This is a genomic window from Falsihalocynthiibacter sp. SS001 (assembly GCF_042445055.1).
Taxonomy (GTDB): Bacteria; Pseudomonadota; Alphaproteobacteria; order Rhodobacterales; family Rhodobacteraceae; genus Falsihalocynthiibacter.
Genome location: NZ_CP170339.1, coordinates 2,664,129 through 2,689,814 on the forward strand (window position 1 = coordinate 2,664,129; position 25,686 = coordinate 2,689,814).

A 25,686-nucleotide genomic window follows, 5' to 3' on the forward strand; every position below is an offset into this window, starting at 1 on the left:
AGAAAATCAGTTATGAACCCCGCCGTCGATCAAGATTGACTGACCGGTCATGTAAGTCGACTCGTCAGACGCCAGATAGAGATACAAGGGCGCTATCTCCTCGGGTGTAGATTGGCGCCCCATCGGAACACCTTCTGCGATGGATTTTGCTTGTGCGTCGAATCCACCCATATGGTCTATTGCAGCTGCATTAAACTCAGTATCCACCCAACCTGGACAGATTGCGTTGACACGGATGTTGTCAGCGGCAAGCTCTAGAGCCAAGGCGTTGGTGAACATAACGACTGCCCCTTTGGACGAACAGTATGCAGCGAGCCCCGCGCCACCTTTTTTACCGGCACAGGACGACATGTTGACGATCGAACCTTTTCCAGCGGCTTTCAGATGCGGGATTGCATGCTTGGCGACAAGGAATTGCGCGCGAATGTTTACTGTATAAACTGCATCCCAGTCTGCGACGTCAAATTGATCTGTCGGGCCTGCACGCTGTAGTCCGGCATTCTGGCAAACCACATCAAGACCACCGAGCAGTTCAACCGCATCAGAAACAAACGCGTTAATCGAGTCTTCTTGCGAAAGATCAACCGGCAAGAATTTCACGTTTTCACCTAGTTCAGCGACCAGCGCCGCGCCTGCTTCTTCGTTGCGATCTCCAACAACAACACGAGCGCCTTCGTCGAGGAACAACTTTACGCTAGCCCGACCGATATTTGCCACCGCACCGGTGAAAACTACGCGTTTTCCTTCAAGTCTACCCATTTTTTTTCCCTATCTAATAGTATCTGTTTGGAGCCATTCCGTGCTACGTAAGGCGATACGTTTGTGCCGCAGTTTGCCAGCCGATCAATTCCGCTTCGTCGGCGGACAATTCAGCCAGAAACGACCGAGTGACAGAAACCCAATCGGCTAATCCATTTGCCATATTCACCAAAGGCCAATCGCCGCCCCACACCAAACGGTCGGGGCCAAAGCTATGCAACATATGGTCAAGGCATGGTCGCAACGCCGCCAAACTGGCTTGACCGGGTGTGCAAAGCGGCATCAAACCTGAAATTTTGCCTACTACATTGGAACATCCCGACAGTTCGCTAATTCCACTGCGCCAATCGTCAAGATTGCCACCCGCGATATCAGGGTGACCTGCATGATCAAGAATAAAAACAGTGTCAGGACAAGCGCGCGCCAACTCTGTTGCGACGGGAAGCTGAGTTGCGGTAACACAAATGTCGAATGTCAGCCCTGCTTCGCCGAGCAAGCTCATTGAACGGCGAAAATCATCGCCGCGAGACAAATCGTCATCACAAACATGCAACGGACGCCTAACCCCTCGCACCACACTTAGCGGCATTTGCTCCATCCACTCGGCAAATTTGGAATAGTTTTCTGGGCGGCCACCCACAATGGCACCCGCGATCTGTCCGTTATTAGCGGCTATTTCGTTCAAACTGTGTGTTTCTGCGGGCCAATCAGCCTCGTCTGCGCCGCCTTCCATAAGAAGGGTCGCCTTGATGCCTTGCGCCTCGGCGGCAGCAAAATAATCGCTCAGCCCGAATCTCCGACCAGCGAGACACGGAATCGATCTTGTCCATTCGTGGCCAGCAACATCGGGCCGTAACAAATGCGCATGTGTATCTATAAGCGGAATAATTTTCACATCCTCCGGTTCTTGCATTTGCAAACTAAACCTATATCATAGGAATACAGTATCACCTCATAACCACATGTTCCGAAGATGGCAATATATAAGTCTTCTCTGATGGTCAGAGGTGTCTTTAACTGGTATGCAACTTACAACGCCAATTACGGCATCTTCGGCGAAACCGACCCAATCTGGATGAAAAACTCATGAAAAACGCCATGATGGACCTCGACAAACGCCCCTTGCACACTCGGGTTGCCGAAAGCATCGAGGCTTATATTGAACAGAATAATATGCGGCCAGGTGACGAGCTTCCTTCAGAGGCCGAACTTTGCGAATTAACAGGCGTGAGCCGTGTGGTTGTTCGCAGCGCGCTAAGCCAACTGGCCGGGCGTGGTGTTGTTAAAATCTCAAGTGGCCGCCGCGCACGGGTTGGAAGCCTTGATCCAGAGGTTCTTGCAACTTTGGTTCAGCATGGCGTTGCGACTTCGCAGATTACGGTCGCAAAAGTTCTCGAAGTGCGCCGAGGTGTCGAAGTTGCCGCAAGCCGTCTGGCCGCTATGCGTCGCACCGAGGAGCAAGCCGACGCCCTAACCGAAATCTGCACACTGATGGAACAGTCGATCGACAAAATCGAAGAGTTTGTGGAGCATGATTTCGCTTTTCATCTGAAGATCGCCGAAGCCACCGACAATCAACTCTATACCTACATTATCCAACCGCTCAGTATGTCGATCAAAGCATCCATTGCGAAAGGCCGCGAAAAACAAAGCGACAAAGACAAGCTCGCCCGAATTCAGGACACCCACCGAGCGATCGAACGGGCAATACGCGAAAAAGATCCCGAAGCAGCCGCAACCGCTATGTCAAACCACTTTGAGTATGCCGCAGAAGCTGTTGTTAATTAATACAAGATAGTCCCTGCTCATGGCGGTTGCGCCATTTTTTGGGAAGGCTGCAAACTTCGCATCCAGCGAAAGCGGTGCATCGCTCGCTCCCTTCGTCGAAACGGGAGATGAGAATTCTCAGCGCAATTGTTCTTCCAGCGTCCCGTTTCCTACTTAGTCGCATTGCCGATGACTTGCATCGCAGCACCAAATGAGCGCAACTTATCGGTGACCACGACCTCAGGCGGCCCGTAGCGCTTCATCACTTTTCTTAAAAATTTTAGGGCTGCAGCACGGTTACGGCGTTTAGTGACTTAACTTTCCAGCACTTTACATTCATGGTCGACGGCTCGCCAAAGGTAATGCGGCTCACCGTGAATGTTCACTTAAACCTCTTCTAGGTGCCATTGCCAGTTCGAGTAACACCGCATTCGATTGGCCCTTTTTCTGCGGATATCTGCTGCAAACATTGGACCAAATCTGTTCCACCATAAGCGCACAGTTTCGTGGCTGACGTCAATGCCACGTTCATGCAGCAGGTCCTCCACATTCCGGCGCGACAATGGAAAACGCACGTAAAGCATCACCGCCAAGCGGATGACCTCTGGGCTGGTTTTGAAGTATCGAAAAGGAGAACGTTTTGCCATGACAGAGGCTAGATCGTCACTCCGCCTCTCACAACCAAGTTTCCTCTGACATAGCCTCCCTACTGCAACGCACCGTTGATCAGACTGACTGGACATCCTGCCCGGAAAAAGCCGCCTTGACCATGGGTCCGCCCAAACGCCTTACAAAGACGATGCCAAATGTCTCACACGTGTCCCAAAATCAAAGTATATGTTGTTTTTTCCACATCAAGTCAGTGCGATTCCTTTGGCACGTCCGCACCCCTTCTGCCTACCAAAATATCGAAATCGGCCCCCCGATCCGCCTGAAGTACATGATTGATGTACAGGCGCTGGTATCCCGTTATCATATGCAGGTCTCTCGGCAGCCAGTCTTCCCGTCGTCTAGCCAATTCATCTTCGGAAACTTTCAGTTCAAGCCTTCGGTTTTCCACATCGACCGCGATCTGGTCGCCTGTTTGAACCAGAGCAATCGGACCTCCGGCGGCCGCTTCGGGCGCAGCATGCAGAATTACGGTACCAAAAGCGGTACCGCTCATGCGCGCATCAGAGATGCGCACCATGTCGCGCACACCTTGCTGTAGCAATTTTGCCGGAAGACCCATGTTGCCGACCTCCGCCATCCCGGGATAGCCTTTCGGACCACAATTCTTGAGCACCAGAATGGAGTCAGGAGTTACATCAAGTGCAGGATCGTCGATTCTTGACTTGTAATCGTCGATATCCTCAAACACGACCGCCGGACCGGTATGCTGCATCAACTCCGGGCTGGCGGCACTGGGTTTGATAACGGCACCGAGAGGTGCAAGGTTCCCTTCTAGTACCGCGATCCCGCCGCTTTCGGTTAAGGGTGCTCCCTCTGTACGGATCACATCGGGATTAAAGTTCTCGGCATCCGAGACCTGTTCCGCCACCGACATGCCCGAAACTGTTGCGGCATCCCCGTGCAGCAGCCCGCTTTCCAGAAGATGACGCATAACAATGGGCAAACCACCGGCATAGTAAAAGTCCTCCATCAGGTACTGACCTGAGGGTTGTAAATTAAGGATCGTCGGCACATCCCGCCCGAAGGCATCCCAGTCTTGCGAGCTTAGTGGCACCTCAAGCCGCCCGGCAATCGCAATTAGATGCAGGATCGCATTGGTCGATCCGCCAATAGCGGCATTCACTCGGATCGCATTTTCAAAAGATTTGCGGGTGACGATATCACTCATTTTGATGTCCTCACGGACCATGTCGACAATGCGCCTCCCAGCGTATTGCGATAAAGTGCGGCGGCGAGCATCCACTGCCGGAGTCGCTGCATTTTGTGGAAGACCTAGCCCCAATGCTTCGACCATCGAAGCCATAGTCGAAGCCGTGCCCATTGTCATACAGCTACCGGGGCTGCGCGACATGGATTGTTCAGCGGCCATTAGCTCTTGCTTTAATATCGTCCCTGCCCGCGCGTCCTCCGACATCTGCCAAACTGCTGTGCCCGAACCGATATCACAACCTCGGAGCTTGCCGTTCAGCATCGGCCCACCGGATACAACAATAGTCGGTAGATCACAGCTTGCCGCACCCATCACTAGCGACGGCGTGGTTTTATCGCATCCACAGAGCAGAACCACACCGTCCATGGGATTGGCCCGGATACTTTCCTCGACATCCATGGAGGCAAGATTGCGAAATAGCATGGCGGTAGGACGGATATTATTTTCACCCAAACTCATTACGGGAAACTCAAAAGGCACACCGCCAGCTTCCAAAACGCCCCGCTTCACGCGCTCGGCAAGATCACGAAGGTGACCGTTGCATGGCGTGAACTCGGACCAAGTATTGCAAATGCCGATCACGGGACGACCGTCGAAGTTGTCCGGCGGAGTGCCTTGGTTCAGCATCCAGCCGCGATGGATCATCGAATCCTTATCAGTGCCACCAAACCATTCCTGGGACCGCCGTTTTTTTGGGTCTTCACTCATGTCAAAATATCTTTCTTTGCAGAACCGAACATATTCGGAGGCAGACCAACCACGCCGGTAAGCGCGGCGAACAAAGAACCACTTTCGGGGTAGGCGGCAAGATCAGCGTCATCGAGCAGGATGCGCGCCGTTGTAATATAGAGATCGCGAAGCTCTGGCCCGCCGAAACAGCAACTGGTGATCATCGGCACCGGCAAAGCTAGCGAATAAATATGATCGCCTTCAGGATTATAGCAACCAATACGACCAGCCGTGATCTGACAGATCCAAACATTGCCTTCACTGTCGATGGTCATCCCGTCGCACAAACCACCGAATGGTTTCAGGTCTACAAATACCTTGCGGTTCGAGAGCTTCCCAGAGAAGAGGTCAAGATCAAATGACAACACTTCGCCCTCCATTGTGTCGCCGAGATACAGGACGCGACCATCGTTGGAAACGGCGGGGCCATTCAGGCATTTGAAGCCCTCTACTTGCTTCGTAGCGGAACCGCCCGGTGTTAGGCGCCACAACGCGCCAGTCTGGGCCTTGGCATCAAAGTCCATACTAGATATCCATAGATTTCCCGCGGGATCGACCGTGGCATCATTGAACCTGTTGCTCATTAGCTCCATATCGTCCGCCGACCAGATCAGGCGCTCGTCTTCACTGGCTTCGTCAAATGCCACCACTTCTCTTCGGCGCACCAAAATCAATTCACCAGCAGAAGAAGGAAGCACCGCGCCGATTTCGGATGGTTGCGGATAAGTACGAACATCACTGCCATCCGGCGCCGCAGTCATAAATGCCTTGCCAAGAATGTCGACCCAAGCAATACGCTCCTGATCCGGCAACCACATCATGCCCTCGCCCAGAGTATCGCTGCGTCGCGCTACTTGCCAAACGGTCACCGTTCCAACTCCATAGCGTGCATCTTTTTGATGTCGTTCTCGTTTTTGCTCAACAGCTCGATTGACGCGGCCCGCGCTCTGTCCGGATCACCACCGCGGATGGCTTCGGCAATGATCCTGTGCTCCTCAAGATTACGAATAAAGGCATTGTCGACCTGTATGGATAAGTTGAAATTCGCCCTTAAAAGCATCGAAATGCTTTCGTTGAATGATCTCAACAAAGGGTTACCGCAGGCCTCGAGCACAGCTCCGTGAAACCGGACATCAAATTCGATGGCGCGCTTGGGATCGTTGGCATATTTTTCCATGCTGTCGTAACACTCAAGGATTTCAAGCACTTGTCGCGGGCTCGCGCGTTCGGCAGCAAGCGCCGCTGCTTCGGGCTCGAATATCCTTCGCATCTCAGACAGCGACGTTAGCAAGGCATCGCGCGTGTTATCCTCGCTCAGCATCCAGGTAAGGACCTGAGGATCGAGCAAGTTCCACTTTTCCGGCAACTCAACGAAGGTACCGTTGCGACGCTGTGATCGGATCAGATTCTTGGCTGCCAGAGTCTTGACCGCTTCCCGAACAATATTGCGGCTTGCACCGAATTCAGTCACCAAGTCATTTTCAACAAGTGCCTGCTGTCCGGGTTCTAGATCCCCCCGTATAATCCTGCGGCCAATCTCGTCAGCGATGGTTTGCGCGATACTCAAGGTAATACACCCCTATCCTATTCAGAATTTACCGTATTCAAGATAAGCGTCTCGTGGAGACACCCCATCAAGGATCGCTTTGCGCACAAGGTTCTCGGTTTGCATAACTTCTTCGACTTCGGTGATGACTTCTCCAGCAATACTTCCCGGGATCACAACGGCACCGTCGATATCGGCTATTAGGTAATCACCGGGCGCAATCTTGACACTACAGAAATCCAACTCGACCTCGAAGCTGTCTGGTGTCCATGCGCCGACAATATCGCGCGGCGTATAAAACCGCGACATAACCGGGAAACCAATATTGACGATAAAATCGCAATCACGACAGCCTCCATCGGTCACATATCCCTTAACTCCGCGATATTGAAGCGTCTCGGCGCTAAGCTCCCCCATCAAAGCCAAATCTTCGTCCTGACCCGTGGAAATAACGACGTGCCCCTTTGGCGCAGCCGACAAAAATTCGGTCCATCGCAGCAGCGTTTCATGCCCATCCATACCGTGCTTCGGACTACCCGATACAGTAAAGACCGGCCCTGCCAGCTTTGTCTTGGGGTCAAGTGGCCGCAGGTCCTTGGGCAAGACGGTGTTCGTAATTCCGCGCCCGCGCAGTACGTCATAGACCGCGCCGCTGTAGCATTGTTCAAGGCGCTCTCCGAGAGTTGCCATCTTTGTCCTCCTTAGCGTATTAGATCCAGCCGCCATCAACTGTGTAGGTGCCCGACGTACACATACGCGCATCGTCAGAAGCCAGGAAAGCCGCTAAGTTGGCGACATAGACCGGCTCGATTAATTCCTTAAGACACTGACCGTCATAGATAGTCTTCTCTAGTTCTTTTGTTAGCCACATCTGAATCTGCTTCTCGGTCTTGATGAAGCCGGGGATGATGCAATTGACGCGGATGCCCTCCGGCCCCAATTCGCGCGCCAACCCATTTGTCAGCCCCTCAATCGCTGCTTTCGACGTGACATAAGCCGACAACTGATCCAATCCAAGTCGCCAACTGCACGACCCCATGTTGATGATCACACCGCGGCCCCGTGCCTTCATGCCTTCGGCCACAGCTTGAGCGGCAAAAAACTGATGATCCAGGTTCACGGCAAGGCTCTTGCGCCAGAATTCCGGCGTTACCTCGCCTATTGAGTGACGCAGATCATTTGCAGCGTTGTTAACAAGAACATCGATACCTTCAACCGCTGCGTCGCTCGTTGCAATCGCCTCTTGCAAAGCGTCCACGTCGCTAATGTCGACGTTATGAAAGACCGGAACATGCGCGACACCTTTGCCCTTCAAATCGGCCACAAGGGCTTCGGATGCGGCGGAACTTATGTCAACAAACGCCACTCGAGCGCCCTGCCGCGCAAATCCCGCAACAATTTCGGCACCAATACCACTGCCGCCACCGGAAACAAATACGCCTCGGTCACGCAAGCTAGGATATATAGCGAATTCGGGGCCGCTCATGAGTTAATCACCATTTGTGTCAAACCCTCGACGCTTGTGTCCTCTTTACGGATGTCATGCACCTTGCGGCCATGGCTCATCACAACGAAACGGTCGCAAATGCTATATGCGTGATAGATGTTGTGAGTCACAAATGCCGCGGATGTCCCCTTATCACGCAATCCGTCTATATAATCCAATAGCTTGTTCGTCTCGCGCACTGACAGGGCGGACGTCGGTTCGTCCAAAAGCAGCACCGATTTGCGGAAATGCACGGCACGCGCGATCGCCACAGCCTGACGTTGACCGCCTGAAAGCGAACCCACCATCTGATCGGCCGAGTCAATTCCCGAGATATCTACACCCGATGAAAGCTCATCCAGAGTTATCTTTTTCATCTCGTTTTCCTTGAGAAAACCAAACTTGCCACGCAACTCACGTCCCAGAAACATGTTGCGCCAGATTTCCATCTCTCCAACTACGGCCATGTCCTGATAAATCGTCTCGATTCCGATGGACTCGGCGTCCTGTCGGCTGTTCAACGACGCCTTGACACCGTTCGCGAAAACCTCGCCCGATGTCGGTGGGTTTATGCCCGACAGAAGCTTTACAAGCGTGCTTTTTCCTGCTCCGTTGTCCCCCAATAGGCCGACAACCTCGTTGCGGTCTATGTGGAAATCTACACCACGCAAGGCTTCAAGGTTTCCATAGCGTTTCGTTACGTCCTTGACTTCAATCAACGGAGCTTGGGTCATTTTGCTGCCTTTCCGCCGACCAATTGGTTGGCAATCGCAGCCAGCACGATCAACGCGCCGACGAAAATATCAAGGTAGAAACCAGGCGCCCGCATCAACAACAGAACATCCTGGATAGTGTAGATCAGCGCCGCGCCGAGAAATACCCCGATCATCGAGCCGCGCCCACCCGTTAGGGCTACGCCCCCGATTACACAGGCAGCAATGGCTTGAAGCTCGAGCCCGCCACCTTGCGCTGGCGTCACGCTCCCAACACGGGCCGCGCTGATGATACCTGACAATGCTGCGCAAGCTCCTGCCAACGCAAAACAAGTTAACTTCACCTTGGCCGGATTGACGCCGTTCGCCGTTGCAGCGGCACGGTCGCCTCCGACGGCGAAGATATGATTGCCAAACGCGTGATGGCGCAGCACCAGTTGGAAGATAACCGCCAGCAACAAGAACCATACGAAAGGCATCTCAAGCGGGCCTAATTTGCCTGCCATCAAGTTGCGGAACCCTTCCGAACCCTCAAAGCGGATGGCCTGAGCGCCGTGCACGAAAAAGATCATGCCCTTCCAAAATAGCATCGCGCCGAGCGACACAATGAAAGAAGGCAACGCGAACTTCAGCGCCAGAAAACCGTTGAACATAGATATCATCGCCCCGACCGCGATGATCATCGGCGCTGCTATCCACGCAGGCATTCCATATGCGATCAACATTGAGCAAACGACAGCAGTGAAGGCATAAATTGACCCAACCGACAAGTCAAACTCGCCTGAAATCATGAGCAATCCAACCCCAAGCGCAAGGATACCCAGTGTTGGGATGGCCTTAAGCATTATCGAAATGTTGGAAGGCGACAGGTAACGGAACTGATCTGGATAAATCAGTCCTGCAATGACGCACAACACTTGGATGAGGACGAAGGCAATCAGGATATTGCCGGCTGGAGTTGCCAGAAGTCGGTCCAGGGCGCCTGCCATTCCGGAGCGTCTCTTAATACGCGCGGGCGATGGTGGGGGTGTTGGTTGAATAGTATCGGGCATTGTCATGGTTCTAACTCAGGTAACTTTACATCAGGACGGTTAAAAATGAGGACTGAATGCATCGGGGGCCTCGCTTAATGGCACCCGATGCATGGGGATATCAGCGGGTTTTGCCCGCCAAAGCTACCGCCGCTTCATAATTCGACTTATCGATCAGCCCACTACCGCCGGTACTCAGATCAGCGGGATACAGCCCGTAACGGATGTAATGTGCCATCTGCGCAACCGAGTAGTAGCCCTGACTATAAGGTTGCTGATCAACGGTTGCTGTAATGCGTCCGCTGGCGATCCCGTCCAGAATTTCTGGCGCTACATCAAAGCCGCCGATTGGCACATTCATGCCGGTTTCATCCAGCGCTTGCTGCGCCATCATCATCGGCTGCTGGCCAAGGCCAATAATTGCTTTGATGTCTGAATTCCCGATTAGATATTGTGTCATGGCCGTCAATACTTCCGGCAGTCGATCAGTCACACCAACTAGATCCGCTTTGGCACCAACCTCTTCCAGAGCTTTTTGCACACCAGAGTGGCGCAGTACTGCATACGCAGCCTCCGGATATTCAACCGGCGTAAACACAACGTCACCCTCCCCGATGCCGTGGTCCGCAATCATGCGCTTACCGATTGTATAGCCTGCATCGACAAAATTCTGACCGACAAACGCCATACGACAGTTCCCGTCCGCCCCCTCGCTGTCATCAATATTAAAGCTGACAACCGGCGTGCCGTTTTCAATTGCGTCGCACACAGCTTCGTCAAAGGCATTGTCGTCCCAGATTTCGACCAGAAGCCCGTCCACCCCGTTTGCAAGCGCCGTCTCCATGACATTGTTCTGTCGAACGACATCATTTTGCGCATATTGGATGTCCAAATTGACGTTCAACAATTCGGCTGCGGTGTTGGCCCCTAGCTCCAGAGGCTGGAAAAATGGCACCCCCGCCGAAGCATAGATGATCATAGTGATATCAACCGGTTCTTCCTCGGCTGCGGCGAAAGTTGGCACAGTTATTGCCGCGCATAGAGCAGCGGCGGAAACAAGCTTCTTCATCGGTTCCTCCCATAGGTTCTGAAGAGTGCCTATAAAGCTAAACATAAAATATACTACTTTATCAAGCCAAAAGTAGTATATTTGCTGTTGATGAGGTTTTTGGGTGCTGTCAGACGAATTCGAACTCGTCTCTACTAGGCCAACACGACCGTCCTTTATGCCGCGAAAAGACCGCGCCACTCAGCCAGAGCGGCGGCGCGGCTGGCCTTGAAGTGATCGCGTTGGGAGAGGCTTCGGTCCTGGTTGAAATGGTTGTGGATGGATGCGTGGACAACAACGAATTTCTGCAAACTTCGCATTAAGCGAAAGCGGTGCATAGCCCGCTCTCGTCGTCGAAACGGTAGGTGAGAATTCTCCGCTCGATTGTTCTTCCAGCGTCCCGCTTCCTGTCTACGGGTGTTGCCGATAACCTTCATCGCAGCGCCGTATGAACGTAATTTGTCAGTGACCACGACCTCCGGCTCGCCGTACCGTTTCATCGCTTTCTTCAAGAATTTAAGGGCTGCTGTGCGATCCCGGCGTTTCGTGACATAACTTTCCAGCACCTCACCTTCGTGGTCTACAGCCCGCCATAGGTAGTGCCGCTCACCGTTGATCTTCACGAAAACCTCGTCGAGATGCCATCGCCATTGAGGCCAGGATCGCAATCGGTCCACTCGTTTTTTCCGTATTTCAGACGCAAACATCGGACCGAACGGTGGTGTCAGACGAATTCGAACTCTTCTCTAGTATGCCAGTACCTCTGCCCTTTTATGCCGCACAAAGGCCGCGCCATTCAGTAAGAGCAGCGTTGCGATTCAGTTTGAAATGAACTGTTTGCGATAGGCTGCGATCCTGATTGAAGTGGTTGAAAACGGATGCGTGAATGGAAACAAATTTCTGCAAACCTCGCATTCGGCGAAAGCGGTGCATCGCTCGCTCTCGTCGTCGGAACAGCAAGTGTGAATTCTCAGCGCGATTGTTTTGCCAGCGTCCTGTTTCCTGTTTCGCCGCGTTACCAATCACCTTCATCGCAGCGCCGTATGAGCGAAGTTTGTAGGTAACTAGCGCTTCGGCTTTGCCATGACGTTTCATGGTTCTCTTGAGGAATTTCAATGCGGCCTTGCGATCCCGACGTTTCGTTACGTAGGATTCCAACACTTCACCCTCGTGATCCACGGCCCGCCATAGATAGTGCAGTTCGCCGTTTATCTTCACATAAACCTCGTCCAGGTGCCATTGCCAATTTGAGTAACATCGCAACCGACTGACCCGTTTTCTACGGATCTCAGCTGCGAACGTAGGTCCAAATCTGTTCCACCAGAAACGGACGGTTTCATGGCTGACATCGATGCCTCGTTCATGCAAAAGATCTTCCACATTTCGAAGCGAAAGTGGAAATCGAACGTAGAGCATCACCGCTAAACGGATAATTTCAGGACTCGTTTTGAAGTAGCGAAAAGGGGAGCGTTTTGTCATCGGGCAAACGCTAGTTGCTGGCCCTGCCCGCCTCAAGCAAAATTCCTCTGACAAGACCTCATCCGGCCTTCAATGCATTGCATTGGTACCCACCAATACTTTAGCGAAACACGTCTTATAGACATCGCACAGCTTTCTAGCCTTGTATTTGATGTTGTGAAGCTCGGCATCCGCAGGCTGGAACGATGAGGCCAACGCCACTTGATGCTAGAATTCAGGGTGCGCGGAGCATTCCCCTCAACTCGGACACAGCGGCCTGGAGATCGTTCTCGAAGTTCGGAACAAAAGTCTGCCGCACCGCATTGTTCAACGCTTCATCCGCAGCAGCTTCTTCCAAGCTGACAGGCCCCATGAGGCGTTCAAATTCTTCAAAAGCTTGAAGAACCTGAAGCGGTTCACGAAGAATACCCTGAACGATCATGCTGATGGACATGTGCTCAATCTGGTTGCTGTTCTCAGGTGGGCCTACATATCGCGGTGCGAAACCAGAAACGCCCCATATCGTAGAGTTGTCCTGCGCTACACCGTAGTCATATTGCCAGATAGTTCCAACATGAAATCTTTGGGTGAATCCGTGATTGAACAGCTTAACTCGGGTTAGAGGGTTGCGGCGCGATGATCCGACGACTATTTGCTGCCAGAGATAGAGAACGGCTTGTTCTTTGCTGTAGATGTACTTGGACGTCTCAAGCATGTGTTCGCGCGGCACTTCGTCGATCAGTTTGATGGCTGGCTCGAACAAATCCAAGGCCGTGTCGAGAGCCGTGTCGTCGGCACTGGGTTCAGAAGTCTTGAAAGCGTGGAAACGGGCATAGGCGACGCCGAGAGCGTCGATATATGGTCGGCCTTCAGTCGATGCGAGTGCAGCAACAACCCGATATGGCGTCCACCCATCGACGCGCATCTGGTCGGTCTCTACATCCCAGAAGGTGGACGGGATCTGACGGCCAGCATTTTTAGTCAGGAGCGCCAGTTCACTGAGGTCCTCTGCGTATTTCAGCAATTGGTTTACCGTCACCTCGCCCGCTTGCAGGCGCTTGAGATGTCCGGAGGTGGCAATGTCGCCGAGAAGTGGCTCGGCACCCAGCCCAGCATCCGTCAGGGCCCGCGCTATGCTGCTTCGAGGTGGCGCTGACCCTGACGACGCTCGGTCAACGTCAAGAGCGATCGAGCCTCCGTCCAACCGTTGTTCTGGCATCCCTAAGAACAGGAACCGAATCTGCGGGACAAACAGCGCGATGAAGACAACGGCCACACCCGCCAGCAACGCCGCCCATTTCAATGAACCCATATTCGGGCCACCTCTAAGATGGGCGGTCTATTCGGTAAGCGCATCGAAACCGGTGGTATCGACATCGGCGACTGCTTCTTTTGCAATAGCGTCGTAGTCAGTCGATTTCTTCGCCTCTTCTGAGGCTTCAGCAGCAAGTGCTGCCGAGGCACCAGCAGTCGAGGCCGTTCGAACCCCATCTTCCGTGGCGCCACATCCCCATAGGGTCATAAGTCCAAATGCAGAAACCGCCAACAGGGGCGGACGCCGTCCGCGCGATTGTTCGTTGTCGTTCTCGGCCACAGCGACAGAATTTCCATTGCGCGGCTTCATTTGGTATAGTCCTCAAAACCTTCAATATTTCCGCCGATGACCGTACAGTTGCCAGCGGCTTGAATAGTCGGCTCATCCCAGTTCACATTCCAATTCACAACGATTTCGTTGCCATTCTCCGAACTCGGAAAGACCGATATCGCCGCATTCGGCAAGTCCTTGAATTCTGGCACATCCCAGATGTAATCGTGACATGCTTTTAGGGCGTTAGTTGTTTGCCGGTCGAAGGCTTGGGCAGAGCTAGCGGTAATAATCATGCCAAGGCAAAATCCAATATTTTTAAACATGGGCGTCTCCAATTATTCTAGCTGTATGAATCGATAGATAGGTTTACCGTGGCGTTCCGACAACCAAAGGTCAAGTCGCGCCCGACAGGTTCAATTCCATTATGTGTCGCCGCCATGTGGATCAGAGCAAGCGCCCAAAGCACCTAGTTGACTTGGCGCTTTTGCCAACGAAACCACCCCACGAGGACGATAAGCCCCAGTATTGGTTCAAAGTGGCGCAATAAGAATCCAAAAGACTGAGCAAATGCATCGCCTTTCGTTGAATCTGCAGCTACGCCGAATGTATCGCCAATCAAGGCATGGTTCATGGTCACCACGAAATCCCATAGCGCATGCAAAAGCACACTTGGCCAGACCGAGCGTGTGCGAAGGGCAATTGCTCCATAGAGAATACCCGCAAGTCCAGCGTGGATAACCTGTGGATGGGTTGCGGCCAAGCTTTGACCAGTGATCCAGTTTACGTAGTGACTAGTTCCGAACACGAACGAAGACGCAAACAGCGCGGCCGCGGGGCCGATGCGGAGCTCAAATCCATGCAGCAGTATGCCGCGAAACAATACTTCTTCGAAAATCCCGACGAATAGGACAAGGAGCAAGATTGATTGCGGAAGGCCACTGGCGACCAGAATAGAGAAATCGACTTCGCCCTGACTTGCGACAAATACTGCCCCGCCAAAAAGACTAAGTGTGATTACCACAGGGAACAATACGTACCACAATCCGCTCCACGCTGGGCGTGACGTAAGTCTCGCCTGCCTGCCCCAACCGAGAAGAAACACGATCGCTACAGCAGAGCCCGCAAGCAGTATCTCATTGACCAGTTGATCAATCGGAGCCTGTTGGGGAGGCCGTGAGGTATTGCCGCCGAAAGCCTGAGACGACCGTATCACTGGAGCAGCGAGGATAGCAAAATAGCCCACAACAACTATCAATGATGTTGCGATGGGGCGGCTTGTGAAGAAGTGTCTAATACCTAAGATTCCCTATTATTCAAGTTCTCTCGCTACCAATATGATTTGCTAACCTGATCAGCCCCACCTAAGTAGTCCAGTTTGAATGTTAGTGCATGATCGGCCTTAGTTCCATCGGGACGATGGTTTCCGGAGCCGGCGGGCGGTAGCCCAGAGCACTGTGTGGTCGTTTGGTATTGTAGTGTTTCCTCCAGCTTTCGATGATAATCTGTGCTTCGCGTAGAGTGTAAAAGCTCTCCCCGTTCAGCAACTCGTCGCGGAACCGGGCATTGAAACTTTCGCAATACCCATTCTCCCACGGCGAGCCAGGCTCAATGTAAGCCGTTTTGGCTCCAACCGCCTCAATCCAGTCTCGAACAGCCCGAGCTATGAACTCCGGGCCGTTGTCCGACCTGATGTAGGCCGGAACGCCGCGCAAGATGAACAGATCCGTGAGTGCGTCGATGACTTCTGTCGAGTTCAACTTCCGCTTCACCCGGATCGCCAGGCATTCCCGGCTGTATTCGTCCAAGATGTTCAGGGTCCGGAACGCTTTCCCGTCATCAGTTCGATGATGAACGAAGTCATACGACCAGACGTGGTTGCGATACTCTGGCCGCAGCCGGACACATGAGCCATCATTTAGCCAGAGCCGCCCCTTCTTGGGTTGTTTCATGGGTACTTTGAGCCCCTCACGCCGCCACAACCGTTCAACCCGCTTGTCGTTCACCTGCCAGCCCGCATCCCTGAGCAGAGCCGCAATCCGGCGATACCCGTACCGGCCATACTGACGTGCCAGTTCGATCATATCAGCAACCAGCCGTTCTTCGTCACTTCGGTCAACAGGCAACCGCCTCTGGGTGGATCGGTTCTGCCCCAAAACACGACAGATCCGCCGCTCAGACACCCGCACCTCATTGCGAATGTGATCGATGCAGGCGCGGCGGCGCGAGGGGCTCAGAAGTTTCCCCGTGCGGCTTCCGACAGGATCAACTTGTCCAGGGTCAGATCAGATACGGCTCGCCGCAGTCGATCATTCTCCTTCTGAAGCCGCTTTAGTTCCCTCAGTTGGTCGGTTCCCATTCCGCCATATTGTTTGCGCCAACGATAAAACGTCTGTTCAGTTATCTGCACTTGCCGGATTGCATCAACACGCGGCATGCCTTGACCGCAAAGCACCTCAACCTGCCGCAACTTCGTGACAATCTCTTCTGGCTTGTGTCGCTTAATTCCCATTTTCAATCCTCCGATTCCTAACTATAGGGGCGGACCACTTCAAAGGGGGAGGACCAGGGGCGGACCACTTCAAAGGGGGAGGACCAAAGGCACGAGCGTTCTTTACAAATCTAGTCAATTACGCTGTTGGAAAGACGGTGGATTTCTAAGAGTGCGTTTAGCCTAACTGGCATTGTTTGCACTCAAGCTAACAAGTCTTAAGGCTCGTAATGTTGATGCTAAGTTGAAATACTAAGAAACTTCTTGTTCCATTTACGCATACCGATGAACAAGTAGGCTCCGGCAGCTATTGAAGGTGGGATAAAACCTGCCAGTTTTATGCCAATATTTGTACTTTCAGCCAACAAGTACACGCCAAAAACTGCTAATGGAAAGGCTACAAGAATGAAAGCGAAACACCAAACCGCTAAGGTTATTATGACTTGAAATACAGCACCCAAAATCCAGACCGAAACCCTTCCAAACCAGGATATGGGTTTGCCTCCTTCATCTATGTGTTTACTCCAGAATGACACCCAAACCATTATCGGGATGGACAAAACCGCTACAAAAATCATAAATCCAATTATGGTCAGCAGTATTGCCATGATGACTATGTAAAGCGGCCAGTCTAACGGCGACGCTTCAAATACCATGACTAGATCGCGGATGAATGCGGACGAAGTTTCAGAGGCCCAATTACTTATTTCTCTCAATGTCATATCAAACATTAGGCGTCCTTCACAGAAATTTCAACATTGGAAACCGAGCCGTTGTTCTGAGCTTAAACATGTAAGGTGCGGTTACTCGTGAGACTTTCGACAGGGTTTATGGGTTAGCGTCACTTTTTTCCATCGGCTCCCCCTATGCTCGACATTGCCAACGATAGTTTGCCGTTGCCTGTTAGTCAGAGATGCTTAAATATAGCCAATCGCAACAAGGACATCACCATGAAAAACCGCGCCGATGAACACGAATGGGAATCGAGAGAAATCCTTCAAGAGGCAAAACCCTTGCCCGATACACCGGAAAACCGACACCGCCAGCTCAAGGCTAGGGTAGAGCGAGAGTGGGCCAAGGTTGGACACATATATGAGCTGCTAATCGAGCATTGCAAGGACGACCCAAGTGCGCTTGAGGACATAGGCAAGGCGTTAGACGAAACTTTAGCGTTGTTAGAAAAGGGGCATGCCGAGAGAAAAATAAAGGCTTTGCAGGACTTCAAGCAACGTATGCCTGCGGGTCCGGTTGCGCCAGAAACAGAAGCTCAACGGAACAAGCGGAAATACGGCTTCTGAGGAAAGGAAATAACATGAGACCGTGGACGCTAGGTCCGCAGATTATGCTCGTTATTGTTCAAGCTAACAACTTCTGTCTTGCCATCAGAGCCGAGTGGTATTCTTGTGAGAAACTCATTCGTTGCTACCTAGTAGAAACTCCCTTCAAATCAATGAGAGGTCTGAATCTAATAGAGCCTTGAATGCAGTTGACAGACTTGGTTGAATTCCACTCTATGGCGCTCAGAAGCGATACAAGACGCCGTATTTCTATCATCTCTGCGGTTCGCAGCCCATGTTTGAAGTTAGGGTTCGTTTCGCCTTCGCGGAACACCTAGGCGCGCTTCACAGCCTTTGAACAGTGTCTATGGGGTTAACGTCATTTTATTGCTTTGCGCTTCTAAAGGATTAGCTGAACTAAACCTGCAACGCTTGCTGCAACAACTCCATCTTGAATTATCTTTTCTTTAGCTTCTGTCGAAAGAGATTCTCCTTTCAACATAGATTTCGCATTGGCAGCAAGAGTCACCATTGCAGCAACTCCCATACTTTCAGCAATGCCAGCGTCAGCTCCCTGATCGAGTATATTTAGAGTTGAAGTTGTATCAGCTGTCAAATCTTCGTTGCTAAACCCCGACGAAGAAAACTCAGAGGAATGCTCCGCGACTTCGCTAGTTATAAGGACGTCAATATTTTCGTACTTCTCATTGTGTTCCCGAACATACGTTGCGTAATTAGTCGCTTTGAGTTGAACCTCGGAAACTTCGCCAGTCTCTACATTAATGATACGGACATCCGCCCCCGCGTGGTTTGTATCTTTAAACAACTCTACGATATATTCGTCACCATCCAGGTTCTCACGGTGCTGGAACGCAAGCTCGTGGTAAATGCCCTTCACGTTGTTCTTTAGTCCTGTAATTTGCTCGACAGTTAGTGATTGCACGTATTTTGACAGGTCAAGGTCACTAGCATCTGCAAGGCTGTTACTAGACCTTCGTAAGGCTTGCAAAACCAATTGTTCATCGTCGCTAAATGAAGGCAATTCCAATGCCATCAATTTCATAATGGTGGCGGAAACAACACCGGTCATAATGGGGCCGTTTGCTATCGACACTTTTTGCACCGCAGAAGGCTTGTCACCAATCTCTGTCAAAGCTTTGAGAAGCTCCTCCAGTTTACCTTTGCAATTATTAAGCCGATTGAGTGGAATACTTGGCCAGTCCGCCACTTTGTCGATACAGACATCTAACTGTTGGACAAGTTCTTGAGACAGATTGTGATGCAAGGCATCCGCAGTAATTTGATCCAACACAGCTTTTTGTTCGACACGCTCTCGGAAAGCTGTCGCCAACATCAGGCATGTTTCGACAAACTGTTTTTCCTGAGTATCCAGCACTTTCTTCTTACGTCTCGTACCGGTCCATTTGCCAAGCAACTTCGAGGACCCGTAATATGCGGCAATTGAGCTTATTGCGACTGCACCCAGAACAATCCAACCGCCGGTTGCTACGCTCCCACCAATCCAAGCCAATGCCGCGCTATTAAAGGCAGCACCGGAAAGTGAAGATATTGCAGTGCCAGTGCTCGCTGTTCCAAGTAAAGAAGCAATTGAAAATATTCCAACTGTTGCACCTGCGGCGCCTAGCTTTGCAGAAAGAGTTCTTACGACCTTTGCTGACGTCCCAGTTTTCTCAATTAATATAGCATCGACAAGGTCTTCGAGAGTTGTTGCGCTCTTTTCGTAGAAATTCTCGGGCGTATAGTCCGCATGCCTTAGTTTGTACTCAGCAATTTTTCCTTTTGCGGCCTCATCTACAGCTTGACCGCCTTTAATAGCCAGATTGCTGGCGTGGCTTCCTACAGGTTTGGCAATCGCCAATCCTGCCTTTCCGGTTACCTTTGCTAAAAAAAACGCTGAACTGCCCAAAGCTTTAGCAGCTCCAACCGATTTTGGATATTTGGCTTTGTCACTCATACCCATTCCTAGTCAGGCTACGTGATTTTGTCACGATGATTATGAAAGCCCACAGGTTTGAAAATCCTCACGTCGGCCGTTGGATTCCGCCCCTGAAGACCACCCCTTATTGCATAATTTTAATTTCGTTTAGTGCTAAGATGTGCGACGAGTTTCCGTATTTCTGCCATCTCTGCTGTTCGCAACCCGTGCCGATAATTTGGATGCACGGCACCACGCGGTGCACCACCACCGGCGCCATGCAAGCGGCAGACGTTCCAACCTTGCTTAGAAGGGCAGCGGCACCTCATGCCAGTGGACTTCGCCATAGCAGAGCATCTCGGCGCATTTCTGAGCCTTTCGACAGGGTTTATGGGGTTAGCGTCACTTTTCACTTTACACCCCCATATGATTGACGTCACCAACGATTGCTTGCCCTCCCTCCTCAACCGTAACGCGCTCGACGCGGACTGTCTGTTGCGCCTTGGCTCGGTACTTTTTAAGGGCTGCCAATTGCGCCATATATGTGCGTGACAGCCGCGTTACAGAGCGCTCGTAGGTCTCTTCAAGTTGCGGGTGCTGTGCGTCAAACATCTTTGAGGAAATCTTGCACATGGCGACGTGTGTTGTCGTAAGTTGGGTAATCAGCATCGATTCCAAAGGGTCATTCGGTTTCATCTCATGGGAGACAGCAAGCAGCAGCTCTTGGTAGCCTTCTCTCGAAACGCCCAGGGAATTAAGAGCTGCGGTCAAGAGGCCCCTTGAAGTTTCGGAAGTTTGCACTCCTAAAACTTCTTGCAACTGCTCAGAATACTTCAATTCTATTTGCAATACCCCATCTTTCATCCCAACAATTTTTGGTAAGTTCGACGCCTTTTTTTTGGAAGTGAGTTTACTCATAGGAACACCTGCTTTTTTGCGGCGAGCCAGTGGTCCATTGGCATGTGCCACACCAAAACTCTGTCGCATATTATTTCTTCAAACCATTCCATTCATCGTTCCTTCTCTAGGTGAGTGGTTACTATTAGTGTTCCGTTCCAGAACCCAACACAGGCTCTGAATCGGCTGTGACGGGTTCCAGTATGGAACCATTTATGGGCTTAGGGTTCTCTGTCGGAACCATGGACGAAGGCGACGGGACCGTTTCAGAACCGCGTTTCGTTTTTTGCTGCCAGCGTCTCCAATCATTGGTCGCTGTTTTTCTGCCTGAAACCACTTGCATTGGCTTGGTGGTAAGCCGCCATTCATGGGCGCGTCGGCTATACCAATTGCCCTCTCGTTCAAGTGCTAGGAAGCCCTTTTCTAGGAGTTCGGCGTATGCGCGTTGAACGGTGGCTTTTCCGATACCTAAAACTTCACCTGCCTCTGCATAGGAAAGCGTCAAAGTGCCGTTGTTGCCCCCGTTGTAGCGTGTGTGAAGCTCCAACCAGAGCCGCACCGCTGAACCAGACAAATTGCGCCAGGCTGGACTTTTTAATTGAGCGTAAGGGAGAGGCAAATACTGCCCCTCCGATGCTCTCTTGCTCTTACCCATCGAGTGAGCCAGCAATCATGGTTTGCGCGACGTTTTGGTTTCTTTTCAGTTTCTCCCGCGCTGCTTCTGCTGAACGAGGAAACTCCAAACCGTGCCAATCTGTGCTGTCCGTTAGTCGATAATGCGCGATACGCTCTGGTCCTTTATATTCCGTCTGAATTGGCCATTTATACTTGTGGCGAAGATTGTGGATGATTGCGCCAAGCCGCCAGCCCTTCACCTCGCCTATTTCGTCCATGTGGTTGATTGTGCGGCCCTGTGCTAAGGCCATGCAGGTCCAGTAAACTCGAGTGCGATTGCTGTGCCAGTGATTAGACATAATCGATGCGTCCTTTGCGAAGGGTCATAGGTTGAACGGAGTTGCTTTGTCCGCACCAGCGGAAGCGACGTTCAAAATGAGTTGCAGGAGAAGGGCATGTTGTGGCATCAACTGAACTGTTCAGGGTGGCAGTTGATGTCACTCGAAAAGCCCTAGCCCCGCGTGCGGAGTTGGGGTTTTTCATTGTGCGGCCCCTATGCTGGGATCGACGCGTTGAGCGTCCAGATAGGCGTTTAGGTCGATTCCGTGATAGCCGATGCGCCGCCCTATGCGGATGAAGGCTGGCCCTGTGTTACGGTGTCGCCACTGCGCTAGCTTTTCGGTGCTGCCGAGAACGCGAAGCTCTGGGTCTTCTGGAAAGAAAATTCTGTCGTCGTCGTAGATTTTAGCCATCGGTAAATCCTTTAATTGGATTGGTTGCAATGGCTAGAAAATGCTTTCATTGAGACATTAGGAATAGTGACCTAGGTTAAGAAAACTCCACTGTAGCTTATCCCAGCACCTACGGGATTCTGACGCTTGCGTTGAATCGAAACGGGCAACTTTGAGATAATATGCATATATTTCATAATATTAAAGCTAGGTCATCTTAACCATAGCCTGGGTTAGAAAGGTATTTGCCCATCGATTTCTTGAAAGTTCTGGATTGGAACTTTTTGCTCGCTTTCGTTTTCATCGTCTTCGTCGCCCGTGGCAGTCTTCGTCGCTCCTCCCCCTGGGTGCCAATTTGCAATCTTGGCCACCTCTTCAGCAACTGTTGGAGTCACAACACTTTCATTGTTGCCAAGTCCAAATTGGACCCCATTGCCGACAACCCAATCTAACAATGATTGCTTTACGCTCTTATTTTTACCCGCCTTTTTCACGGTTTCCCACGCAGCAACTGCAGTTGCTAGTTTTGCAGAGTATCTTGGGTTATTCGCGTCCCTAAAGCCCTCTTTCAAACCCTTCCAAAAAAAGAATTCCGGATACAAACCTCGTGAAGCGTACCAATCTTTCACATCATCAACAGCTAATTTGGTTTCTGACCAATCCGGTTCTTTCAGTATGTAAATCACATCATGCTCACTCTCCTCACCACCAAGAGACGTCTCAACATTTTGAATATTTATAGAATTACTAAATAGTTGAGGCGTGCCGCGTCCGACTAAAAATTGGTAGTTAAGCATTTCCTCTGTTTCAATTCTGCCGGAAACATCAGGAGTATTTTCTTCGATTGCATAGCTTGGCTCCCGTCCGCGTGTCACCACATTGGCACGAAGTTTGTTGTTCAAAACAGCGTTTCGGAGAGCTTTGAAAACAGCACGGAATTGGTTTGGCTCAAGCTCAACCTCTGGAATATCGCCATTGTAAAGAGCGCGGGCCTCCCAATCTTCGAACTCAGCGACCCTAATAATTTTACTATTTGCTGGGTCGGCTAAATTCGAAAGTTGAAAACATCCTGGGTCTAAGTTTAGTGTCAAAAAAGAAGCATCAATGACTGACAACTCTTCTGATAGCCTCCAATAGTCTAAACCACCCAAACTGCCACCGCCTTCGTAAGCTGTATTCTTCAATACTCTCCTTCAATTTCACGGTGTCGGGTTAGATATTCGGACCAAGTCTTAGCCAGCGCCCTTCGTCGTTCCAACAAATCCGAACGCGCATAAGCTCGCTCCACGCTAGAGCCGACTTGATGCGCCAGCGCGGTCTCGGCCAAGTCACGCGGTGCATTAGCTGCCTCTGACGCCCAATCCCTGAATGAACTGCGAAAGCCATGCACAGTAAAGCCATCGCGTCCCATGCGGCGTAACAACATCAGCATCGACATATTGGAAAGCGGCTTGTGTCGCTTTTGCCCCTCGAAGACATAGACCGACGCCATCGCCTTCAATGGCTCCAATATCGCCAGCATTTCATCTGTGAGAGGGACGCGGTGTACTTTGCCGCCCTTCATACGCGCGGCTGGCACGGTCCATAAACGCGCCTCGAAATCAATCTCTGGCCAAGTCATGTCCAGCACCTCGGAGGTACGGCTGGCCGTTAGGATTGTGAATTGCAGCGCCTTGGCCGCAATCGCACTGCGTCCGTTCAGTTCAGCAAAAAAGGCTGGCACATCACGCCACGGCATCGCGTCATGGTGTTGAGGTTTCTTTTTAACGGTCGGCAAAACCTTGGCGTCACGGATTGCAGTTACAGGGTTTTCACCAGAGCGAAAGCCTTTCGACTTGGCCACGTCCAAAACAGTCTTGATGCGCTGGGCCAACCGTTTGGCCGTTTCATGCTTGTCGGTCCAGATAGGAGACAAACACATCAGTATTTCTGGTTGGCCGACACTATCAATAGGCATCCGCCCAATCTTGGGGAAGGCATAGTCACGCAATGTGTTGAGCCACTGCTGGCCATGCTTGGCGTTCTTCCAGGTGGGTATACGATCGATGTGAACCTGTTGCGCAACTTCCGCGAAGGTCGGTATCTCCCGAGCGACGTTAAATCGGGGATTCAAGCCTTGCTTAGCCATTCGGCGATATTCAAGCGCACGCTCTCTTGCTTGGTTCAGCGTGACAATATCTGCTCCACCCAACCCAAAGTCAGTGCGAAGCGGCGCGCCCATGCGATTTTTCTGCCCTTTGACAGTGACTCGCACAATCCAGCGCCGAGCGCCGGAGGGATCAACCACCAGATAAAGGCCCGCCCCATCACCATGGCGGCCTGCGCCAAGGGACTCGACAAGTTTCTTTGTAAGTTTTCCATTCAGTGCCGACAAGACAAATACCACCAAACATACCACACAGCGAAAGCATACAGGCAAAATCGGCTGAAATCCAATTAAACCTTAAATTGCAACGATCTCTATGAAAACATGCAGTTAAAGCGGCTCAACGCGGGTGAGTTGAATATGGGGAAACGCCAAAGTGGCGGAGGAGGTGGGATTCGAACCCACGGTAGACTTTCACCTACGTCGGTTTTCAAGACCGGTGCATTCAACCACTCTGCCACTCCTCCGACGAGGGACGTGTTAAAGGTGGATTCGTGATTCTAAAACCCCAAAATGCTCGCAGAAATTCGCGCATTGGCTGAACGCGGTCTTTTCATGCGGCAATGCGTTGGTTAGAGTACCGGCAAATACGCGCCGTTGGCGTAATAAAATCAGGCGAATTGCGCTCGGTGTCACACTCACGACACGCGGGCGACGAATTGAAATAATAAAAGCCATACACTGGCTGGACACAGGACGCTGTGCAAATGAGGGCGAAGCATGTTGGGACAATCGTACATTAAGATTGCATTGGTTGCAGTTATGGGGCTGGGACTTAGTGCGTGTGGAGAAAACACGGGCACAAAATCCAGTCTGGAGGGCAAAGCCTCCGGTGGCTCGGAGGCCGCAGAGCGCGACGTTGAAGCGCCAGAAGTTTTTCAGGTGAATGAACAAGGGCTATGGGACGGACGTCCATCCCTAGGTGGCGTCTGGGTTGCGCATCCGACAGCCAAAGACCCCGAGCGTGTGCTGATCCGCAACGAAACCAACGGGATGTATGTAATCGGCGCCCTGTTCCGCAAAGAACGCGAAACACCTGGCCCGAAGCTGCAGGTGTCTTCTGATGCTGCCGAAGCCGTAGGTATGATCGCCGGCGCACCCGTCGAGATGACGGTAACCGCCTTACGTCGCGAAGAAGTAGTGACAGAAGCACCGATGGAGCCTGTTGAGGAAGTAACAGATGCGGAGGGACAAGTAGCGCCATCCGAGGTAACGGCGACAACGCTTGATCCGATCGCCTCTGCCGAGGCCGCGCTTGACGCGGTAGATGGCTCTGTTGCAACGGCCGCACCTGCCGCCGTGTTGCCAGTTGCGAAACCAGCGAGCGCGCCATCATCTGGGTCTTCTAAGCAATCCTATTTGCAGGTCGGTATCTTTAGTGTTGAAGCCAACGCAAATGCCACCGCCGCCAAGATGAAGAGCGCCAACATTGATGCGCTCATCAAGAAGCAAACAACACAGGGCAAAACATTCTGGCGGGTCATTGTTGGCCCTGCGAGCGGGTCATCCGAGAAGGATGCGCTCAAGAAAACCGTGAATGATCTCGGTTACACCGACGCCTATTACGTATCTAGTTAAGAAAAGAGGGA

General features: G+C 51.8%; 26 protein-coding genes, 1 tRNA gene and 2 pseudogenes. 3 read left to right on the forward strand and 26 right to left on the reverse strand.

Annotated elements, in window-relative coordinates; genetic code table 11:
* Positions 1–6: 6 nt before the first annotated feature.
* Complete coding sequence (locus ACFE33_RS12760) at positions 7–759, reverse strand: SDR family NAD(P)-dependent oxidoreductase (protein WP_380054055.1); 753 nt, start codon at positions 757–759, stop codon at positions 7–9.
* 43 nt (positions 760–802) lie between these two features.
* Positions 803–1,654: an amidohydrolase family protein gene (locus ACFE33_RS12765; RefSeq protein ID WP_380054058.1), complete on the reverse strand. Its 852-nt coding sequence runs from the start codon at positions 1,652–1,654 to the stop codon at positions 803–805.
* A 191-nt stretch (positions 1,655–1,845) separates the two neighbouring features.
* On the opposite strand from ACFE33_RS12765, the gene ACFE33_RS12770 reads away from it, so the two are divergent.
* The gene (locus tag ACFE33_RS12770; protein ID WP_380054061.1) at positions 1,846–2,547 is read left to right on the forward strand and encodes a FadR/GntR family transcriptional regulator; all 702 of its coding nucleotides are present in this window, start codon (positions 1,846–1,848) and stop codon (positions 2,545–2,547) included.
* 17 nt (positions 2,548–2,564) lie between these two features.
* On the opposite strand, the pseudogene ACFE33_RS12775 reads toward ACFE33_RS12770, so the two are convergent.
* The 17 genes and pseudogenes from ACFE33_RS12775 to ACFE33_RS12855 all read right to left on the reverse strand — a co-directional run bounded on the left by ACFE33_RS12775 (position 2,565) and on the right by ACFE33_RS12855 (position 17,226).
* Positions 2,565–3,173, reverse strand: a pseudogene (locus tag ACFE33_RS12775) (IS6 family transposase).
* A 212-nt stretch (positions 3,174–3,385) separates the two neighbouring features.
* On the reverse strand, positions 3,386–5,116 hold the full coding sequence (locus tag ACFE33_RS12780) for an IlvD/Edd family dehydratase (protein WP_380054063.1): 1,731 nt from the start codon (positions 5,114–5,116) through the stop codon (positions 3,386–3,388).
* Positions 5,113–6,006, reverse strand: a complete 894-nt coding sequence (locus tag ACFE33_RS12785; protein ID WP_380054066.1) for an SMP-30/gluconolactonase/LRE family protein — start codon at positions 6,004–6,006, stop codon at positions 5,113–5,115. Before ACFE33_RS12785 ends, ACFE33_RS12780 begins: the two co-directional genes overlap by 4 nt.
* Positions 6,003–6,704 (reverse strand): FadR/GntR family transcriptional regulator, encoded by a 702-nt coding sequence (locus ACFE33_RS12790; RefSeq protein WP_380054068.1) that lies wholly within the window; start codon positions 6,702–6,704, stop codon positions 6,003–6,005. Before ACFE33_RS12790 ends, ACFE33_RS12785 begins: the two co-directional genes overlap by 4 nt.
* Positions 6,705–6,725: 21 nt before the next feature.
* Positions 6,726–7,373, reverse strand: a complete 648-nt coding sequence (locus tag ACFE33_RS12795; protein WP_380054071.1) for an RraA family protein — start codon at positions 7,371–7,373, stop codon at positions 6,726–6,728.
* A gap of 19 nt (positions 7,374–7,392) precedes the next feature.
* On the reverse strand, positions 7,393–8,169 hold the full coding sequence (locus ACFE33_RS12800) for an SDR family NAD(P)-dependent oxidoreductase (RefSeq protein WP_380054073.1): 777 nt from the start codon (positions 8,167–8,169) through the stop codon (positions 7,393–7,395).
* Positions 8,166–8,903: an ATP-binding cassette domain-containing protein gene (locus ACFE33_RS12805; RefSeq protein WP_380054076.1), complete on the reverse strand. Its 738-nt coding sequence runs from the start codon at positions 8,901–8,903 to the stop codon at positions 8,166–8,168. The genes ACFE33_RS12800 and ACFE33_RS12805 overlap by 4 nt, the downstream gene beginning before the upstream one ends.
* A complete protein-coding gene (locus ACFE33_RS12810) occupies positions 8,900–9,871 on the reverse strand; it encodes an ABC transporter permease (RefSeq protein WP_380054079.1) in 972 nt (323 codons plus the stop codon). The genes ACFE33_RS12805 and ACFE33_RS12810 overlap by 4 nt, the downstream gene beginning before the upstream one ends.
* A 163-nt stretch (positions 9,872–10,034) precedes the next feature.
* Positions 10,035–10,982, reverse strand: a complete 948-nt coding sequence (locus ACFE33_RS12815; protein WP_380054081.1) for a substrate-binding domain-containing protein — start codon at positions 10,980–10,982, stop codon at positions 10,035–10,037.
* Between the two features lie 155 nt (positions 10,983–11,137).
* Positions 11,138–11,677 (reverse strand): annotated as a pseudogene (locus ACFE33_RS12820) (IS6 family transposase); the annotation flags it as partial.
* Positions 11,678–11,732: 55 nt separating this feature from the next.
* Complete coding sequence (locus ACFE33_RS12825; protein WP_380054084.1) at positions 11,733–12,440, reverse strand: IS6 family transposase; 708 nt, start codon at positions 12,438–12,440, stop codon at positions 11,733–11,735.
* 214 nt (positions 12,441–12,654) lie between these two features.
* The gene (locus tag ACFE33_RS12830) at positions 12,655–13,731 is read right to left on the reverse strand and encodes a hypothetical protein (protein WP_380054087.1); all 1,077 of its coding nucleotides are present in this window, start codon (positions 13,729–13,731) and stop codon (positions 12,655–12,657) included.
* Positions 13,732–13,758: 27 nt separating this feature from the next.
* Positions 13,759–14,043 (reverse strand): hypothetical protein, encoded by a 285-nt coding sequence (locus ACFE33_RS12835; RefSeq protein ID WP_380054090.1) that lies wholly within the window; start codon positions 14,041–14,043, stop codon positions 13,759–13,761.
* Positions 14,040–14,330, reverse strand: coding sequence for a hypothetical protein (locus ACFE33_RS12840; protein WP_380054093.1), 291 nt, complete (start codon positions 14,328–14,330; stop codon positions 14,040–14,042). The genes ACFE33_RS12835 and ACFE33_RS12840 overlap by 4 nt, the downstream gene beginning before the upstream one ends.
* A gap of 143 nt (positions 14,331–14,473) precedes the next feature.
* Positions 14,474–15,250, reverse strand: a complete 777-nt coding sequence (locus ACFE33_RS12845) for a CPBP family intramembrane glutamic endopeptidase (RefSeq protein ID WP_380054095.1) — start codon at positions 15,248–15,250, stop codon at positions 14,474–14,476.
* A 139-nt stretch (positions 15,251–15,389) separates the two neighbouring features.
* Positions 15,390–16,516, reverse strand: a protein-coding gene (locus tag ACFE33_RS12850; protein ID WP_380052470.1) for an IS3 family transposase whose coding sequence is annotated in 2 segments (ribosomal slippage) — positions 15,390–16,252 and positions 16,252–16,516 — 1,128 coding nt in all. Because the reading frame shifts where the segments join, the coding sequence is not laid out codon by codon here.
* A gap of 218 nt (positions 16,517–16,734) precedes the next feature.
* Positions 16,735–17,226 (reverse strand): hypothetical protein, encoded by a 492-nt coding sequence (locus ACFE33_RS12855; RefSeq protein WP_380054097.1) that lies wholly within the window; start codon positions 17,224–17,226, stop codon positions 16,735–16,737.
* 135 nt (positions 17,227–17,361) lie between these two features.
* Here ACFE33_RS12855 and ACFE33_RS12860 point away from each other — a divergent pair, with 135 nt between their 5' ends.
* Positions 17,362–17,793, forward strand: coding sequence for a hypothetical protein (locus ACFE33_RS12860; protein WP_380054099.1), 432 nt, complete (start codon positions 17,362–17,364; stop codon positions 17,791–17,793).
* Between the two features lie 379 nt (positions 17,794–18,172).
* On the opposite strand, the gene ACFE33_RS12865 is transcribed toward ACFE33_RS12860, so the two are convergent.
* The 7 genes from ACFE33_RS12865 to ACFE33_RS12895 all read right to left on the reverse strand — a co-directional run bounded on the left by ACFE33_RS12865 (position 18,173) and on the right by ACFE33_RS12895 (position 24,564).
* Positions 18,173–19,747 (reverse strand): hypothetical protein, encoded by a 1,575-nt coding sequence (locus tag ACFE33_RS12865; protein WP_380054102.1) that lies wholly within the window; start codon positions 19,745–19,747, stop codon positions 18,173–18,175.
* A 375-nt stretch (positions 19,748–20,122) separates the two neighbouring features.
* Entirely contained in the window at positions 20,123–20,695 is a 573-nt protein-coding gene (locus ACFE33_RS12870) for a hypothetical protein (protein ID WP_380054105.1), read from the reverse strand.
* Positions 20,696–21,252: 557 nt separating this feature from the next.
* Positions 21,253–21,579, reverse strand: coding sequence for a hypothetical protein (locus tag ACFE33_RS12875; protein WP_380054108.1), 327 nt, complete (start codon positions 21,577–21,579; stop codon positions 21,253–21,255).
* Between the two features lie 180 nt (positions 21,580–21,759).
* The gene (locus ACFE33_RS12880) at positions 21,760–21,972 is read right to left on the reverse strand and encodes a MerR family transcriptional regulator (RefSeq protein WP_380054111.1); all 213 of its coding nucleotides are present in this window, start codon (positions 21,970–21,972) and stop codon (positions 21,760–21,762) included.
* 212 nt (positions 21,973–22,184) lie between these two features.
* On the reverse strand, positions 22,185–23,135 hold the full coding sequence (locus ACFE33_RS12885; protein WP_380054114.1) for a hypothetical protein: 951 nt from the start codon (positions 23,133–23,135) through the stop codon (positions 22,185–22,187).
* The gene (locus ACFE33_RS12890) at positions 23,132–24,337 is read right to left on the reverse strand and encodes a tyrosine-type recombinase/integrase (protein WP_380054117.1); all 1,206 of its coding nucleotides are present in this window, start codon (positions 24,335–24,337) and stop codon (positions 23,132–23,134) included. The genes ACFE33_RS12885 and ACFE33_RS12890 overlap by 4 nt, the downstream gene beginning before the upstream one ends.
* 137 nt (positions 24,338–24,474) lie before the next feature.
* Positions 24,475–24,564 (reverse strand) — tRNA-Ser (locus ACFE33_RS12895).
* Between the two features lie 253 nt (positions 24,565–24,817).
* Between ACFE33_RS12895 and ACFE33_RS12900 the strand changes: the two genes are divergently transcribed.
* The gene (locus ACFE33_RS12900) at positions 24,818–25,675 is read left to right on the forward strand and encodes an SPOR domain-containing protein (RefSeq protein WP_380054120.1); all 858 of its coding nucleotides are present in this window, start codon (positions 24,818–24,820) and stop codon (positions 25,673–25,675) included.
* The last annotated feature ends 11 nt before the right edge of the window (positions 25,676–25,686 follow it).